We start from the raw sequence: 14,447 nt of genomic DNA, 5'->3' as shown, positions 1-14,447 counted from the left end.
CACTCGTGAGATTCATCGCAGAAATCACCGGAAAGAGGCTCACATGTACAGGCACAAACGACTGGCGAGGCTGTCACTCGTCGCGGGTTCGGCGGTCATGCTGGTGACCGGAGTATCGACCAGCGCACAGGCAGCTACGGGCACGTTCACGTACAACCGGGCCGATACGGGATTCCTGCGGACCATGCTGAACCCGCCGGACGAGGAATGCATCGTCATGCCCGGTGGCGGAGGCGTCGTCAACAACATCACAGACACCGTCGCGACGGTCTTCCGGGACGAGGGCTGCTCCGTCCCGCAGGACACGCTCTATCCGGGCAACTCGGGAGCCTACGGCGGCGCAGACGTCCCGCACTCGGTGTACTTCGGCCAGTTGTAGGGCCACACGCGGCACACGTTGAGGGCGCTTCAGGGCGGCCTCAACGTGTCGGCGTCTCAACGGTCACCCTGAGCACTGCACCGTGGGCACGGGGAGTTCTACCTGACGTCGGCCCCGAACGAACCGGGGTCGGCCAGAAGGATGGAGCAGGGCGGCGTCTCTACGCGGCGACCCTCGCGGCCCCGAACTCCGTGCTCGTCTTGAGCCCGTGGCACCCGCGGCACAGCACTTGCACGTTGCCCGCCGTGTCCGTCCCGCCCATGGCGAGGGGCCGCACATGGTCCACGTCCACCGCATCCGCGGGGAAGTCGCCCAAGCACCAGTCACACCACGCGTGACCGCGCTCCCGTATCCGTGCGCGGAGCCGCGCCGCCGCATCATGGCGTCTCGCTCGGCGCCTACCGCGTGCACGTCGGGTACGAACCGAGGGACGCGCCTGGTGCTGTGTGTCGTGAACGTCGCAGCGTCCTCGGCGAGTTGCCGTGTCGGGGCACTCAATGCATGGGGTCATGGGTCACCGCCTGGTCGTCGTTGTGGTGGAGTGCCCGCCCCCGGACTCGAACCGGGGAACTCTGCGGGTTGCTTCCGGGTCTCCCCGAGGGGGCCGGTACCGCGCACCTCTAGCCGTTGGGTCAGCGGGCATGGTCGTCCTCGCCGGCGAGGACCGGTCCGGACGTGGTGGGGGCCGTACGGGCTTCCAACCCCGTTCGGCGCACTCGCGGACGAGTGGGTTACTGATGGGCGGTACGACCCCCGCACGCTGCCACACGACCCCCGCGGCCACCCCGAGTAACGCGGGGTGCGTGGTGCATGAACAGCGCTTGTCGCCGAGAGCGGACACTCAGTCCGCCGTGTGTCCCCCTGTAGGGCGGGTGCGCGGTAATCCCGCTCTCGGCAAGTAGTGGAGAGCAAGGGTTGCCCGCCTCCGTTGGACGAGCGAACCGGCTTCTCTCTCGGACCTATGTGGAGAGCAAGGGTTGCCCGCGCTCGGGGCGACCGAACCTGTCCCTCTTCCGGACCTATGTGGAGAGCAAGGGTTGCCCGCGCCCGTTGGGGGCGAACCGGCTTCTCTCCCGGTCCTATGTGGAGAGCAAGGGTTGCCCGAGGGCTGACCGGTGGTGGAGTGCCGTTTGAGGTACCGGGCTCTCTTTTCTTGGATTTTTTCTATGCGTTCCAAAAAAGTGGTGTAAACCGTCACTCCACCACCACCCTTCACCTCCCGCTGTCGAGCCGCCCCCGGAGCAGCCGAGGGCGGGCAGCGGAAAGCCCCGGGCAGTCACGGGGACCGACCGGGGCTCTCGCGGCTAGCTGTACTGCACCGCATACAACCGGATACCTAGCCGCTCAGGGACTGTACCGGGGCAGCCGAGAGCCCCGGCAGTCGGCAGGGACCGCCGGGACAGTCCCGGACCTACGGCGCGTCTACGCGGCGACCAGTTCCCGCGCGGGCTCGGCAGGGGCAGGCTCGGGCTCGGGGCGCTCACGCACGGGGCTCGTGGCGGGCTCGGCATGGGCGTGCTCGGGCCCGGGCTCGGCGAGCCGTGCCGCGCTGCCCGGAGCCGGGGGAGCGTCGTTGCGTGCTTCGGCTTCCGCGTCTCTGGTGACGGTCGCAAGCTCGGCAATAGCGGGGTCCAGTTCCCCGGTGATGGTGAACTCCACCCGTCGTAGGTCGAGCCGTCGCCATCCGCCCTTACCGCCGGGCTTGATCATCAGGCGTGCTCCCGCGGCTATGAGCATGGCGCGGCGTGCTGCGGTGTCGCCCTGGTGCCAGTCGTCGGCGTACGCGCGCCCGGTGGGGACGACTTCTCGGCGGGGCTCGCGCTTCTCCCGGGATTCCAGCTCTGCAAGCCTCGCGTCAAGGGCGTCCGCACGGCGCTGCCACTCGGCTTTCGCGGTCTTGGACTTCTGGCGCCCCTTGTCCTGCTGGTGCTCGGCGAACTCTGCCGCTGTCGCGTCTATCTCGGTCTGCGGGTCGTAGCCCGGTATCTCGATGACGCGGTTGATCTGGATCTGTCCGGCAGCCTTGAGGAACTGTTCGGTCACGTAGTCGTCGACCCACGGAGCGCGCACGGTGCACGGGGCGGGGCAGTGTGTCCCGTACTTGTACGACGAGCACCGGTAGGTGCCCGAGGACCGGTTCAGGTACATCCGCTCACCGCACCCGTTGCAGTGGGCGACCCGCAGCAACAGCGCGGTGGAGTCCTTGCGCTCGGGCGCCTTCTCCGTGATCGGCTTCGGTGCGAGCAGTGCGCCGACCTGGTCGAACTCTTCGCGGCTGAAGATCGGGGATGTGGTGGCCATGACGGGGTTGCCCGCGTCGTCGCGCACGGGCTTGCCGCGGTGCATCTTCCAGCCCATGAGCGCTTCGTTGGTCAGCATCTTCTCGATGGTCTGTGCACGCCACTGTGCGGGCTTCTTGACGGGCTGGTCCGTGGCCACGGCGGTGCGCTTCTTGGTGCGCGCCTGGTAGGCAGTCCAGTGCGCGGAGGGGGACAGCACGCCGTCCGCGTTGAGAGCGCGCGCGATGCTGTGCAGTCCGCGGCCGTCCATCAGCTCGGCAATGATCCGCTCAATGATCTTCACCGCGTCCGGGTCCGGAACCAGGGTCCAGCCCACTCCGCCGTGCTCGGCGGGCATCGCAGCGGGCAGGTAGCCGTATGCGGGCTTGCCGCCACCGCGCCACCGCAGCGGCATCTTCCGCATGGCTGCCTGTGCCCCGGCGACGCGTTCCTTGATGCTCTGCGACTCGACCTGAGCAGCAAAGGCCAACATCAACATCATGAGCTGACCCATGGGGTCCATGGGGTTGCGGAAGTCGAACACGAGCCGACCCCCGCCGATGCCCTCGGCAAAGACGATCATCTTGCGGTGGCTGCGTGCCCACTTGGCAAGCTCGTGCATGTCGTCCATGTCCCGGATGGCGCGGTCGAAGCGCCAGAACACCAGGGCGTCAAAGTCCTCGGGGCGCTTGAGCCATCCGCCGAGCTGCGGACGGTCGAAGGGGCCGACCAGGGACGCGGATACGTCCAGGTCGACCGCTTCACGCAGGGCGGCGCCCTCGCCGAAGGTGATGCCGAGGGCTGCCGCCGCTGCGTCGTCGGCCTCGCGCTGCCGCTCCGGGCTGGTGGTCTCGTCGGTGCGGACGGACAGCCGGATGCAGCGGACACCGCGCAGGGTTTCGGTAGGCAGATCCTTTACAGGTGTGGTGTCGTTCTCCATGGCCCCCGTGGAGAGCAACGGTTGCCGCGCGTCCCTGACCTGCGTAGATACCGCCATGACCCGATCACTCCAGAAGTGTCACTCTGGAACATCGGGAAGGGGCGGGTCTGGGGCGCCCCGCGAGGGGTAACCGGTCGGTTACGGACCGGACTCAAAAAGTCACCGCACGCCCCTCGTGGCGGCCGTGTGTCGTACTCCACACTGGGGTGCGGTGCCTGAGTCCTCGGAGCGCGGCCGGACCGCAGACAGCGAGTGCGGGTCCGACTATTCCGCGGTTCCACACATCGTGTTCGGGACGGACAGCGGCGAGGCCGTCAACGCCGGTCCCGTTGTACCGCTGCCCCACGCCTCAGCAGCGATCACCCTGGAGGTCGCCCCCGTGCAGACCCAGACCCTCACCCAGACCGACACCGCGCCGAGCGCGGACGTGGAGGCGGAAGCCGACGTCATCGCGACCGTGCCGCAGCAGGGCCGTGGCACCCGGCACCCGGAGCTCGCGCCGGAGACGGAGCCCGCCGGGGCCGCCGAGCCGGCCGATACCGCCGACGCCACCGAGGCCACCGAGGCCACCGAGGCCACCGAGGCCACGGTCGAGGCGATCGAGCTGCCGAGCCCGCGCGGCCGGGCCGATACCGGCGGCCCCTCCTCCGACCTGTTCCGCCAGTACCTGCGCGAGATCGGCCGCATACCCCTGCTCACCGCCGCCGAGGAGGTCGAGCTCGCGCGCGCCGTCGAGGCCGGGCTCTTCGCCGAGGAGAAGCTGGCCGGCACCCCCGACCTGGACTCCCAGCTGGCCCTCGACCTGGACAAGCTCGTCGTCGTGGGCCGCATGGCCAAGCGCCGCCTCATCGAGGCGAACCTCCGCCTCGTGGTGTCCGTGGCGAAGCGGTACGTGGGGCGCGGCCTGACGATGCTCGACCTCGTCCAGGAGGGCAACCTGGGCCTCATCCGGGCGGTCGAGAAGTTCGACTACGCGCGCGGCTACAAGTTCTCCACGTACGCGACCTGGTGGATCCGCCAGGCCATGTCCCGGGCGCTCGCCGACCAGGCCCGCACCATCCGCGTGCCGGTGCACGTCGTCGAGCTGATCAACCGGGTCGTCCGCGTGCAGCGCCGCATGCTCCAGGAGCGCGGGTACGAGCCGACGCCCGAGGAGGTCGCCGCCCACCTCGACCTGCCGCACGAGCGCGTCAGCGAGGTGCTCAGGCTCGCGCAGGAGCCGGTGTCGCTGCACGCGCCCGTGGGCGAGGAGGACGACGTGGCGCTCGGCGACCTCATCGAGGACGGCGACGCGGCGAGCCCCGTGGAGTCGGCCGCCTTCCTGCTCCTGCGCGAGCACCTGGAGGCCGTGCTCTCCACGCTCGGCGAGCGCGAGCGCAAGGTCGTCCAGCTCCGCTACGGCCTCGCGGACGGCAGGCCCCGCACCCTGGAGGAGATCGGCCGGATCTTCGGCGTGACGCGCGAACGCATCCGCCAGATCGAGTCCAAGACCCTCAACAAGCTGCGGGACCACGCCTTCGCGGACCAGCTGCGCGGCTATCTGGACTGAGGTCAGCCGACCTCCGCCACCGCCTCGGCGAACTGAGCGGCGTACAGGCGGGAATACGCCCCGCCTGCGGCCAGCAGCGCGTCGTGCGTGCCCTGTTCCACGATCGCCCCGTCCTCCATCACCAGGATGGTGTCGGCGTCGCGGATGGTGGACAGGCGGTGCGCGATCACGAACGACGTGCGCCCGTGCGCGAGCCGCGCCATGGCCTTCTGGATGAGGACCTCGGTGCGGGTGTCGACCGAGCTGGTCGCCTCGTCGAGGACGAGGATCACCGGGTCCGACAGGAACGCCCGCGCGATGGTGATGAGCTGCTTCTCGCCCGCGCTGACGCCCGTGCCCTCGTCGTCGATGACGGTGTCGTACCCGTCGGGCAGGGTGCGGACGAACCGGTCGGCGTGGGCGGCCCGCGCGGCCTCCTCCACCTGCTCGCGCGTGACCTCACCCGCGGCGCCGTACGCGATGTTGTCCGCGATGCTGCCGCCGAACAGCCAGGTGTCCTGGAGCACCATGCCGATGGAGCCGCGCAGTTCGTCCCGCGTCATCTTCGTGACGTCCGTGCCGTCCAGCGTGATGCGGCCGCCCGTGACCTCGTAGAACCGCATGAGCAGGTTCACGAGCGTGGTCTTGCCCGCGCCGGTGGGACCGACGATGGCGACCGTGTGGCCCGGCTTCACGACGAGCGAGAGGTCCTCGATGAGCGGCTTGTCCTCGGCGTAGCGGAAGGACACGTGCTCCATCTCCACGCGGCCGCGCAGCTCGGCGGGGCGCTCGCCGGGGGCGGGGTCCGCCTCCTGCTCCTCGGCGTCGAGGAGCTCGAAGACGCGCTCGGCCGACGCCACGCCCGACTGCACGAGGTTCGCCATCGACGCGACCTGCGTGAGCGGCATCGAGAACTGCCGCGAGTACTGGATGAAGGCCTGGACGTCACCGATCGAGAGCGCCCCGGAGGCCACCCGCAGACCGCCGACCACGGCCACCAGGACGTAGTTGACGTTCGACATGAAGAACAGCAGCGGCTGCATGAGCCCGCTGTTGAACTGTGCCTTGTACGAGGCCTCGTACAGCGCGTCGTTGTGCGCGGCGAACGCCTTCGCGGACTCCTCCTGGCGGCCGAAGACCTTCACCAGGGTGTGCCCGGTGTACATCTCCTCCACGTGCGCGTTCAGCGAGCCGGTGGACTTCCACTGCTGCACGAACTGCGGCTGCGAGCGCTTGCCGACCTTCGTCGCCACGACGAACGACAGCGGCACCGTCACCAGGGCGACGAGCGCGAGCAGCGGCGAGATCCAGAACATCATGACCAGGACGCCGACGATCGTGAGCAGCGAGCTGATGAGCTGGCCGAGCGTCTGCTGGAGCGTCTGGTTGATGTTGTCGATGTCGTTCGTGGCCCGGCTGAGCACCTCACCGCGCTGGCGCTTGTCGAAGTACGACAGCGGCAGGCGCGACATCTTCGCCTGGACGTCGCCCCGCAGCCGGAACACGGTGCGGTTGATGGCGCGGTTCGCGAGGCGCGTGCCCACGGTCATCATCAGGCCCGCCACCGCGAACACGGCCGTGGCGAGCAGCAGCACCTCGCCGACCGCGCCGAAGTCGATACCCCGGCCCGGTGTGAAGTCGAGCCCGGTGAGCATGTCGGCCATGCCGCCGTCGCCGTGCTCGCGCAGCCGCTCGATCGCCTCGGCCTTGGACTCGCCCTCGGGCATGGTCCGCCCGACGATGCCCGCGAACACCAGGTCGGTGGCGTGCCCGAGGATCTTCGGCCCCAGCACGGACATCGCGACGCTCAGGACGACCGCGGCGAGCATCCCGTACATCGTGGCCCGCTCCGGCCGGAACTGCGCGAGCAGCCGCTTGCCCGAGCCCTTGAAGTCCATGGACCGGGAGTCGGGGCCCATCATGGGTCCACCCATGCCACCAGGGGGCATTACGCGGCCTCCGCTTCCGTCAGCTGGGAGAGGACGATCTCCCGGTACGTCTCGTTGTCATCCATCAGCTCGTGGTGGCGGCCGACGCCCACGACCCGGCCCTCGTCCAGGACGACGATCCGGTCGGCGTCGCGGATCGTCGACACGCGCTGGGCGACGATCACGACCGTGGCCTCGCGGGTCTCCCGGGCGAGCGCGGACCGCAGCGCCGCGTCGGTGGCGTAGTCGAGCGCCGAGAACGAGTCGTCGAACAGATAGATCTCCGGGCGCTGCACCAGCGTGCGGGCGATCGAGAGCCGCTGCCGCTGCCCGCCGGACACATTCGTGCCGCCCTGCGCGATGGGCGCGTCGAGCCCCTCCTCCAGGGACTCCACGAAGCCCTTGGCCTGCGCCACCTCCAGGGCGTGCCACAGCTCGTCGTCGGTGGCGTCCGGGTTGCCGTACCGCAGATTGCTCGCCACGGTCCCGGCGAACAGATACGGCTTCTGCGGTACGAGCCCCACGGTCCGGGCGAGCAGCGCGGGCTCCACGGCGCTCACCGCGACGCCGTTGACGAGCACCTCGCCCTCGGTGACGTCCATCAGACGCGGTACGAGGCTCAGGAGCGTCGACTTGCCGCTGCCGGTGGAGCCGATCACGGCGGTCGTCTCGCCGGGCCGCGCGGTCAGGTCGATGCCCTTGAGCACCGGTTCCTCGGCGCCCGGGTAGCGGAATCCGGCGTCGCGCAGCTCCAGGTGGCCGTGGCCGCGCAGCTCCCGGACGGGCTCGGCGGGCGGCACGACGCTCGCCTCGGTGTCCAGGACCTCCTGGATGCGCTCGGCGCACACCTCGGCCCGCGGGATCATCATGAACATGAACGTGGCCATCATCACGGCCATGACGATCTGCAGCAGATACGCCAGGAACGCGGTCAGCGCGCCGATCTCCATGTCCCCGCTGTCGATGCGGTGCGCGCCGAACCAGACGACGGCGATCGACGACAGGTTCACCACCGTCATGACCACCGGGAACATCAGCGCGAGCAGCTTGCCGCTGGCGAGCGAGACCTCGGTCAGCTCGCCGTTGGCACCGCGGAAGCGCTCCTTCTCGTAGCCGTCGCGCACGAAGGCGCGGATCACGCGGTTGCCGGTGATCTGCTCGCGCAGTACGCGGTTCACCGTGTCGAGCCGCTCCTGCATGGTGCGGAACAGCGGCCGCAGCCGGCGCACGATCAGGCTGACGCTGATGCCGAGCACCGGCACGACGGCGAGCAGCACGCCGGAGAGCGGCACGTCCTGGCCGAGCGCCATGACGATGCCGCCGACGCACATGATCGGCGCCGACACCATCAGGGTGAACGCCATCAGGACGAGCGTCTGCACCTGCTGCACGTCGTTGGTGGTCCGCGTGATCAGGGTGGGCGCGCCGAACTGGCCCATCTCGCGCGCGGAGAAGGACTGCACGCGGTCGAAGACGGCGGACCGCAGGTCACGGCCGACCTCGGCGGAGGTGCGCGCGCCGTACAGGACCGCGCCGATGTTGCACGCCATCTGGACCACGGTGACGGCCAGCATGACGGCGCCGAACGACAGGATGTAGCCGGTGTCGCCCTTCACGACGCCCTTGTCGATGATGTCGGCGTTCAGGGTGGGCAGATAGAGAGAGGCGCAGGTCTGCAGGAACTGCAGGAGCACCAGCAGGGCGATGGGCTTCTTGTACGGACCCAGGTGGGTCCGCAGGAGTCGTATGAGCACGCTCGTCTCTCGGCAGAGTCTCGGCAGTGGGGCGGCGTCCCCGGGGGCCGGGCGAAAGCCGCCCACCATCCTGCGTCACCGACCCCGGCCGTGGGCAAGCGATTAACCCATGACCCGGTCAAAAATCAGCCCTGGTCAAGTTCTGGGCACACTGAACGCTTTGTTTCCCTCACGGAACGTGGCGGAATGCCACATTCCGGGCTCGGGGCGCAGAGGCTCTGGGGGTGTCTGGCTCGGGGCGCGAACGCCCCGAGGGTGTCCCGCTCAGGGCGCGAACGCTCCCGGGTGCGCCTGCTCGCGCACCGCTGCGTACTGCTGGCGCACCGCCTGCCCCACCGCGAGCTCCTCGCCCGGCTCGAAGACCTGCGCCACCGCGCCCTGCCACTGCGGCAGCTGCCCGGTCAGCGCCCACGTCGCCTGGCGCGCGGCGCCGATCGCGGCGTAGTCGGCCGGCTGGACCACCACGACCTGCGTGCCGAAGAGCATCGGCGCGGCGGCCCGCACGGCGGGCAGGTCCGCCGCGGACCCGAGCAGGAACACCCGCCGCACCTCCACGCCCCGCCCGCGCAGCACGTCGAGCGCGTCGCCGAGCCCGCAGAGCATGCCCTCGAAGGCGGCCCGCGCCAGGTGCTCCGGCTTCATGGACTCCCGGCGCAGCCCGGTCAGGGTGCCCGCCGCGTGCGGCAGGTTCGGCGTCTTCTCGCCCTCCAGATAGGGCAGCAGGACGAGGCCGTGGGCGCCGGGGGTCGACTTGAGCGCCAGGTCGGAGAGGGTCTCCAGGTCCGGGACGCCCAGCATCTCGGCGGTGCCGCGCAGCGCGCGCACCGCGTTCGACGTGTGGACCACGGGCAGGTGCATGCCGGTGGCGTCGGCGAGCGAGGTGATCGTGCCGCTCGGGTCGACCAGGGCCTCGTGGTGGACGGCCATCACGGACCCGGAGGCGCCGAGCGACACCACCGCGTCGCCCCGCATCACGCCGAGCCCGAACGCCGCCGCCATGGTCGCGCCCGTGCCCGCCGATATCAGCAGCCCCTCGGGCGTCGTGCCCGCGGCGTCCGCGGGCCCGATGACCTCGGGCAGCATCGCCTGGTGCCCGAGCGCGAGCTCCACCAGGTCGGGCCGGTAGGCGCCGGTCGCCGCCGACCAGTAGCCGGTGCCGGACGCGCCGCCCCGGTCCGTCGTGCGCCGCGTGGGCCGCCCCAGGAGCTGCCACACCAGCCAGTCGGGGGCCTGCATGAGCAGGCTCGTGCGGAGCGCCGCCTCCGGCTCGTGCCTGGCCAGCCAGCGCAGCTTCGCCACCGGCTGCGCGGCCTGCGGGACGGAGCCCACGGCCTGGGCCCAGGCCTGGCGGCTGCCGAGCCCGTCGACGAGGTCGGCGGCGGCCACCTGGGCGCGCGGGTTGTTGCCGACGAGCGCGGGACGCACCGTCGCGCCCTGCGCGTCGAGGGGCACGAGGGCGTGTTCCTGCGCGCACACGCCGATCGCCTGGACGCCTTCGAGGAGCCCGCCGCCCGCCGCCTCGCCGAGGGAGAGCAACCAGGCCTGCGGATCGACGTCGGTCGGTCGCGCGCCGTCGGGGCCCTCCAGTGGATGCGGGGCGTACCCCTGCCTGAGTACGGCTCCCGTGTCGGTGTCACAGACCACGATGCGTGTGAAATCGGGCGAACTGTCCAACCCCGCGACTATCCCCATGCCGAGGATTCTGCCGCACCCGGGGGGATGCCCCGCACATACGTCCGGGAAGGCCCCGGGAACGCGTCCGCCCCGGGCGGAGGCTCCGGTCCCGGGGCGGTGCGGTTGTCGTTGCGGTGCGGTTGTCGGTGCGGTCGGGCGGATGCGGCGGCCGGACCCGCCCGACGGCCCCTCTAGGTGTTGCTGGTGCCCCAGTCGTCCTCGGTGGCATCGCCCTGCCCGCGCTCGCGCAGCGACCGCACCCGCTCCGCCACGGAGTCGGGCATGCGGTCGCCCACCTTCTCCGAGACGGTGTGGAAGGCCTTGCCCGCCACGTCGCGGCCCTGCTGGGCGGCGGACTCGACGGTGTTGCGCACGGCGGGGTTCTGGGACACCTCACGGAAGGACTTCTTCAGCTGCTCGTAACGCTCGCGCCCGGCGCGCGTCCCGAGCACGTACCCCAGAGCCAGTCCTGCCACGAACGTGAGCCGGTAGCGCATGACGGCCACCCTTTCCCTTGCCTCGACTGCCGACGTCGGTCGCCTGGGGATACCGATTGGCGGAGCACCCCCCTGCTTGCGCTAATGTATGTGTCGCAGCGAGCGCACGCCGCCCGGGAATCCCCAGGCAAGTGACATTGTTGCAGTGACTCCGTCACCAAGAGTCATTCCCCTGTAGCTCAATTGGCAGAGCAGCCGGCTGTTAACCGGCAGGTTACTGGTTCGAGTCCAGTCGGGGGAGCTCGGTCTCCTGTAGCTCAATTGGCAGAGCAGCCGGCTGTTAACCGGCAGGTTACTGGTTCGAGTCCAGTCGGGAGAGCTGTACGACGAGGACCCCTGAGGCACCACCACGGCGCCCAGGGGTCCTCGCGCGTGCCGGAGCCGCCCCCTGTGCCGCTCCCCAACGCCCCCTCGGCCGGGCCCTCCAGGCCCGCCCGCGCGAACTCACTCCACCCCTGGTGGAACCGCGCGGGCCGCGGCGGGGTCCTCATGGTCGTGCGATGCCGACCAGCCGAAGCAGGAGATCGTATGAGCGGCTATGCTGCGGCAGACGGCGCGCACAAATGTGCGCGACGCGCCGTTAGGGGCGGTAGCTCAGCCGGTTAGAGCAGCGGACTCATAATCCGTCGGCCGTGGGTTCGAGTCCCACCCGCCCCACTCAGGTGCCCGAGAAGCAGGAACGATTCCACCTGCGTCAACACTGCACCGCGTTGCCGGATCCTCGTTGTGAGGATCCGGCCGGTGATCGTTAGCTCAGCCGACGCTCAACCGAAGTGCAATCGATCAAGACGCGCCGCAGCCCCGGCCGGGAGACATGCACTGGCCGGGGCTGCTGTACCCGCTCGCCGCCGTGACCTGGGGGGTGCAGGGCGGGCGGGGCCTACGGGGCGTTCGTCGGGCACCTGCGGGCGTGGACGTAGGAGTACACCGGGCCGCTCAGGCCCTGCCACAGGTGCGGGCGGGCCTCGAAGCCGGGCTCGATGGTGGTCCGGCAGTGCACGCACCACAGCGGCGGCTTCCCGGCCCGCTGCCGCGCGTCAAGGTGCCCCTCCCGCAAGACGCGTGCCTGCTCGCAGGGCCCGAGGGGGCAGCGCAGGCAGTCGATGCCGTGGTCGTACCAGTCGAGGTATGTCCGCAGGGCGCGGCTCTGCAAAAGGTGGCAGGCGGAGCAGGCGCGTAGCCGTGAGGTGCCGATGGTGCCGAGGTCGACGCCCTCGCCGGGCGGGAGCGCCCGCGGGCACCACACGCACACGGCACCGGCCCGCTGCTCCGGGGCGAGGGAGCTCAGCGGGGGTACGACGAACAGGCGCAGGGGTTCGGTCACGTCACGCATGAACGCGTACTCCCCGGAAGTGCTCGATGGTTCCGGCGGCTCCGTAGCCGGGCCAGTCCTCGTTCAGCCAGGCGGCGGCGAGGCGGGCGCCTTCGACGCAGTTCGCAAGGAGGCCGGTGTGGATACCGGGGCAGGTGTCGAGGTGCTCGCGGTAGGGCCTGTACAGGTCCGGGAACTCATAGTCGTCCACGTAGTCGTTGTGGTCGGCGGTCATCATTGGCCCACCGTCCTGATCGGAGTGGCCGTGGCCAGCAGCGTCTGGACGTGCCGGGTGTCGCACAGGGCACCCGGGTGCGAGGGCAGGACGACCCAGCGGGAGAGCATCGTCGAGTGGCCAGGGCGGGGAACGCCGAGGTACGTGTCGGTGGTGAGGCGCTCGTCGGGGCCATCCCAGTCGGCCCCAGTCGAGATGAGCACGTAGTACGGGCCCATACTGCTGCGGAAGTCCCGGAACACCGGGCCATCGATCCAGGCGTGCAGGACGGTGGCGACGACCTCTGGTTTGTCGCTGTCCGCCGCGGCGTGGATGCGCTCGGCGGGGACGCGGATCGCGTCGAAGCGGCGGCCGAGCGGGAGCAGCGCTATGCCGTGCTTCTCCCACTCCGCCCACACTTTGCCCGGTCGAGGGTCGGCCTCGGCCAGCCACTGCGATACGGCTCTCTGTAGGTTGGCGTCCACAACGGACTCCCCAGTCGATGGGCGGTGGTGCCGCCCCGACCTTGGCGGGGGTAAGGGGCGGCACCATGTGACGGGTGTCACGCTATGAATGCGTGCCGTCACAGCCCAGTGACAGAAGCCACCAGTCGCGGCGTCAATTTTCCCTGAACTAGGACGCGTTGTCCTACCGGCTCACAAGGTGGGGTCGACGCCGAGCCGAGCAGCGAGTCCACGCAGCTCGGTGTTCCGGCGCCGCTCCGCCTCTAGCATCTCCCGCACCGTCGCGGCTGCGAGCGTCTGGTATCGGATCCACTGCGGCTGGTCCTCCTCAATGTCCAGCAGATCCACCAGGGCGCCGTCAGCGTCCCCGGTCTGGTAGCGGGCATGGGCCACGTCAAGGCGGTGAGAGGCGGCGTGTACGGGCCGTTCGATCGCGGCCAGGTCGACGCTGCCTGCCAGGGTGAGAGCCTCATCGGGTTCGCTGTTCCGGCCCGCGAGGGCGATGTTCACCTGCTGCGTCTTCACATCCATGACGGAGAACGCGGACCCATAGGCACGCACAGGGCCAGAGCGGGTGGCCGAGACCTCGGCCAGGTTCAGCAGGTTCCTCGCCTCGCTTCTGCGGTCCCGCCGGGCGGCCGGTGTGGCGGCGGCGAGCAGCAAGTTGCCATGCACCGCGAGTTCCGCCGGCCGGGCCCGGCGCATGGACCGGGGCTCCAGCGCGTCTGCCTTCTGCTCGGCCACACTCTGCGCATGCTCCCAGCGGCCCTGCCGCAGCAGGACCCACGACAAGGTGGAAACGCCCATCCCCTCCAGGAGGGGGTCGCTGGCCTTCTGCGCGGCCGCCAGCTGCTTCTCGACGGCGGCGAACGCCCAGTCCGGATGGCCGCTCTGCGTGGCCAGAGATGCCGCCAGTTGGTAGGCCAAGCCGAGCTGCCGCCACACGCGTTCAGCGATCGAGCCTTGGGCTTCACGGGCCACCGCCCGGCCGTCGCGCAGCAGAAGCGGCGTCACGCTGGAGAGTTCCGCGTAGTTCCCCTCCCAGTACAGGGACGTCGCGGCCTTCACCTCCTCCATCCACGCATCGGGCGCGGGCGGGTCCTCTACGTCCTGCTCGACGAGAACGCCCGGTAGGGCGCCGACGTCTTGGATCGCGTCGCGCAGTGCAAGAAGGCCACCGTCGTCTGACGAAAGTTGCTGCGTCACGGTGGGTTGTCCTAGCAGGCGTTCGAGTTCCACGTCGAGAGCGCGCGCGAGTGCGCGGAGGGTGTCGATGCGCGCCGACTGCCTCCGGTTCTGCTCCAACTTGCGGATCGTGTCGACGCTGACATGAGCGTGTGAGGCGAGTTCTTCCTGGGTGATGTCGCGGAACTCCCGCAGGTGCCTGATGCGGTCGCCGATGGTTGCGTTCATGCGTACCCCCGCCAGAAGGTCATGTGCGTCCACGGTACTGCTGTCAGGCGGCGTGGGCATGGGGG

Annotated in this window: 12 protein-coding genes and 3 tRNA genes; 5 read left to right on the top strand and 10 right to left on the bottom strand. The window is 70.1% G+C overall.

Annotated elements, in window-relative coordinates; all coding sequences use genetic code 11:
- Positions 1 to 43 precede the first annotated feature (43 nt).
- Positions 44 to 379 (top strand): hypothetical protein, encoded by a 336-nt coding sequence (locus tag CP982_RS14720; RefSeq protein ID WP_150510960.1) that lies wholly within the window; start codon positions 44 to 46, stop codon positions 377 to 379.
- Between the two features lie 160 nt (positions 380 to 539).
- Here CP982_RS14720 and CP982_RS14715 read toward each other — a convergent pair whose 3' ends face one another.
- Together CP982_RS14715 and CP982_RS14710 are read right to left on the bottom strand one after the other, a co-directional pair.
- The gene (locus CP982_RS14715; protein ID WP_150510959.1) at positions 540 to 890 is read right to left on the bottom strand and encodes an HNH endonuclease; all 351 of its coding nucleotides are present in this window, start codon (positions 888 to 890) and stop codon (positions 540 to 542) included.
- A 911-nt stretch (positions 891 to 1,801) separates the two neighbouring features.
- Positions 1,802 to 3,655, bottom strand: coding sequence for a recombinase family protein (locus CP982_RS14710; protein WP_308294303.1), 1,854 nt, complete (start codon positions 3,653 to 3,655; stop codon positions 1,802 to 1,804).
- Positions 3,656 to 3,809: 154 nt separating this feature from the next.
- On the opposite strand from CP982_RS14710, the gene CP982_RS14700 reads away from it, so the two are divergent.
- Positions 3,810 to 5,147, top strand: coding sequence for an RNA polymerase sigma factor (locus tag CP982_RS14700; protein WP_150510956.1), 1,338 nt, complete (start codon positions 3,810 to 3,812; stop codon positions 5,145 to 5,147).
- Positions 5,148 to 5,149: 2 nt separating this feature from the next.
- On the opposite strand, the gene CP982_RS14695 is transcribed toward CP982_RS14700, so the two are convergent.
- The 4 genes from CP982_RS14695 to CP982_RS14680 all read right to left on the bottom strand — a co-directional run bounded on the left by CP982_RS14695 (position 5,150) and on the right by CP982_RS14680 (position 10,979).
- Positions 5,150 to 7,060: an ABC transporter ATP-binding protein gene (locus CP982_RS14695; RefSeq protein WP_150510955.1), complete on the bottom strand. Its 1,911-nt coding sequence runs from the start codon at positions 7,058 to 7,060 to the stop codon at positions 5,150 to 5,152.
- 14 nt (positions 7,061 to 7,074) lie between these two features.
- Entirely contained in the window at positions 7,075 to 8,808 is a 1,734-nt protein-coding gene (locus tag CP982_RS14690; protein ID WP_150510954.1) for an ABC transporter ATP-binding protein, read from the bottom strand.
- 264 nt (positions 8,809 to 9,072) lie between these two features.
- Positions 9,073 to 10,500: an FGGY family carbohydrate kinase gene (locus CP982_RS14685; RefSeq protein ID WP_150510953.1), complete on the bottom strand. Its 1,428-nt coding sequence runs from the start codon at positions 10,498 to 10,500 to the stop codon at positions 9,073 to 9,075.
- A gap of 173 nt (positions 10,501 to 10,673) precedes the next feature.
- Entirely contained in the window at positions 10,674 to 10,979 is a 306-nt protein-coding gene (locus tag CP982_RS14680; protein WP_144003313.1) for a YtxH domain-containing protein, read from the bottom strand.
- Between the two features lie 168 nt (positions 10,980 to 11,147).
- Here CP982_RS14680 and CP982_RS14675 point away from each other — a divergent pair.
- The 3 genes from CP982_RS14675 to CP982_RS14665 all read left to right on the top strand — a co-directional run bounded on the left by CP982_RS14675 (position 11,148) and on the right by CP982_RS14665 (position 11,636).
- A tRNA-Asn gene (locus tag CP982_RS14675) sits at positions 11,148 to 11,220 on the top strand.
- A 5-nt stretch (positions 11,221 to 11,225) separates the two neighbouring features.
- Positions 11,226 to 11,298 (top strand) — tRNA-Asn (locus tag CP982_RS14670).
- A 264-nt stretch (positions 11,299 to 11,562) separates the two neighbouring features.
- Positions 11,563 to 11,636 (top strand) — tRNA-Ile (locus tag CP982_RS14665).
- 223 nt (positions 11,637 to 11,859) lie between these two features.
- On the opposite strand, the gene CP982_RS14660 is transcribed toward CP982_RS14665, so the two are convergent.
- The 4 genes from CP982_RS14660 to CP982_RS14645 form a co-directional block, all read right to left on the bottom strand.
- Positions 11,860 to 12,312: a hypothetical protein gene (locus tag CP982_RS14660; protein WP_150510952.1), complete on the bottom strand. Its 453-nt coding sequence runs from the start codon at positions 12,310 to 12,312 to the stop codon at positions 11,860 to 11,862.
- Entirely contained in the window at positions 12,305 to 12,529 is a 225-nt protein-coding gene (locus CP982_RS14655) for a hypothetical protein (RefSeq protein ID WP_150510951.1), read from the bottom strand. Before CP982_RS14655 ends, CP982_RS14660 begins: the two co-directional genes overlap by 8 nt.
- On the bottom strand, positions 12,526 to 12,990 hold the full coding sequence (locus tag CP982_RS14650) for a hypothetical protein (RefSeq protein ID WP_150510950.1): 465 nt from the start codon (positions 12,988 to 12,990) through the stop codon (positions 12,526 to 12,528). The genes CP982_RS14655 and CP982_RS14650 overlap by 4 nt, the downstream gene beginning before the upstream one ends.
- Positions 12,991 to 13,161: 171 nt before the next feature.
- A complete protein-coding gene (locus tag CP982_RS14645) occupies positions 13,162 to 14,382 on the bottom strand; it encodes a helix-turn-helix domain-containing protein (RefSeq protein WP_150510949.1) in 1,221 nt (406 codons plus the stop codon).
- Positions 14,383 to 14,447: the final 65 nt, after the last annotated feature.

It is taken from the genome of Streptomyces spectabilis, assembly GCF_008704795.1.
GTDB classification, from domain to species: Bacteria; Actinomycetota; Actinomycetes; order Streptomycetales; family Streptomycetaceae; genus Streptomyces; species Streptomyces spectabilis.
This window is presented reverse-complemented; position numbering and strand designations above follow the sequence as displayed.

Coding starts and splice junctions, on each gene's coding strand:
- CP982_RS14720 (WP_150510960.1), top strand. CDS start 44: ATGTACAGGCACAAACGACTGGCGAGGCTGTCACTCGTCGCGGGTTCG.
- CP982_RS14715 (WP_150510959.1), bottom strand. CDS start 890: ATGACCCCATGCATTGAGTGCCCCGACACGGCAACTCGCCGAGGACGC.
- CP982_RS14710 (WP_308294303.1), bottom strand. CDS start 3,655: ATGGCGGTATCTACGCAGGTCAGGGACGCGCGGCAACCGTTGCTCTCC.
- CP982_RS14695 (WP_150510955.1), bottom strand. CDS start 7,060: ATGGGTGGACCCATGATGGGCCCCGACTCCCGGTCCATGGACTTCAAG.
- CP982_RS14685 (WP_150510953.1), bottom strand. CDS start 10,500: ATGGGGATAGTCGCGGGGTTGGACAGTTCGCCCGATTTCACACGCATC.
- CP982_RS14680 (WP_144003313.1), bottom strand. CDS start 10,979: ATGCGCTACCGGCTCACGTTCGTGGCAGGACTGGCTCTGGGGTACGTG.
- CP982_RS14660 (WP_150510952.1), bottom strand. CDS start 12,312: ATGCGTGACGTGACCGAACCCCTGCGCCTGTTCGTCGTACCCCCGCTG.
- CP982_RS14655 (WP_150510951.1), bottom strand. CDS start 12,529: ATGATGACCGCCGACCACAACGACTACGTGGACGACTATGAGTTCCCG.
- CP982_RS14645 (WP_150510949.1), bottom strand. CDS start 14,382: ATGAACGCAACCATCGGCGACCGCATCAGGCACCTGCGGGAGTTCCGC.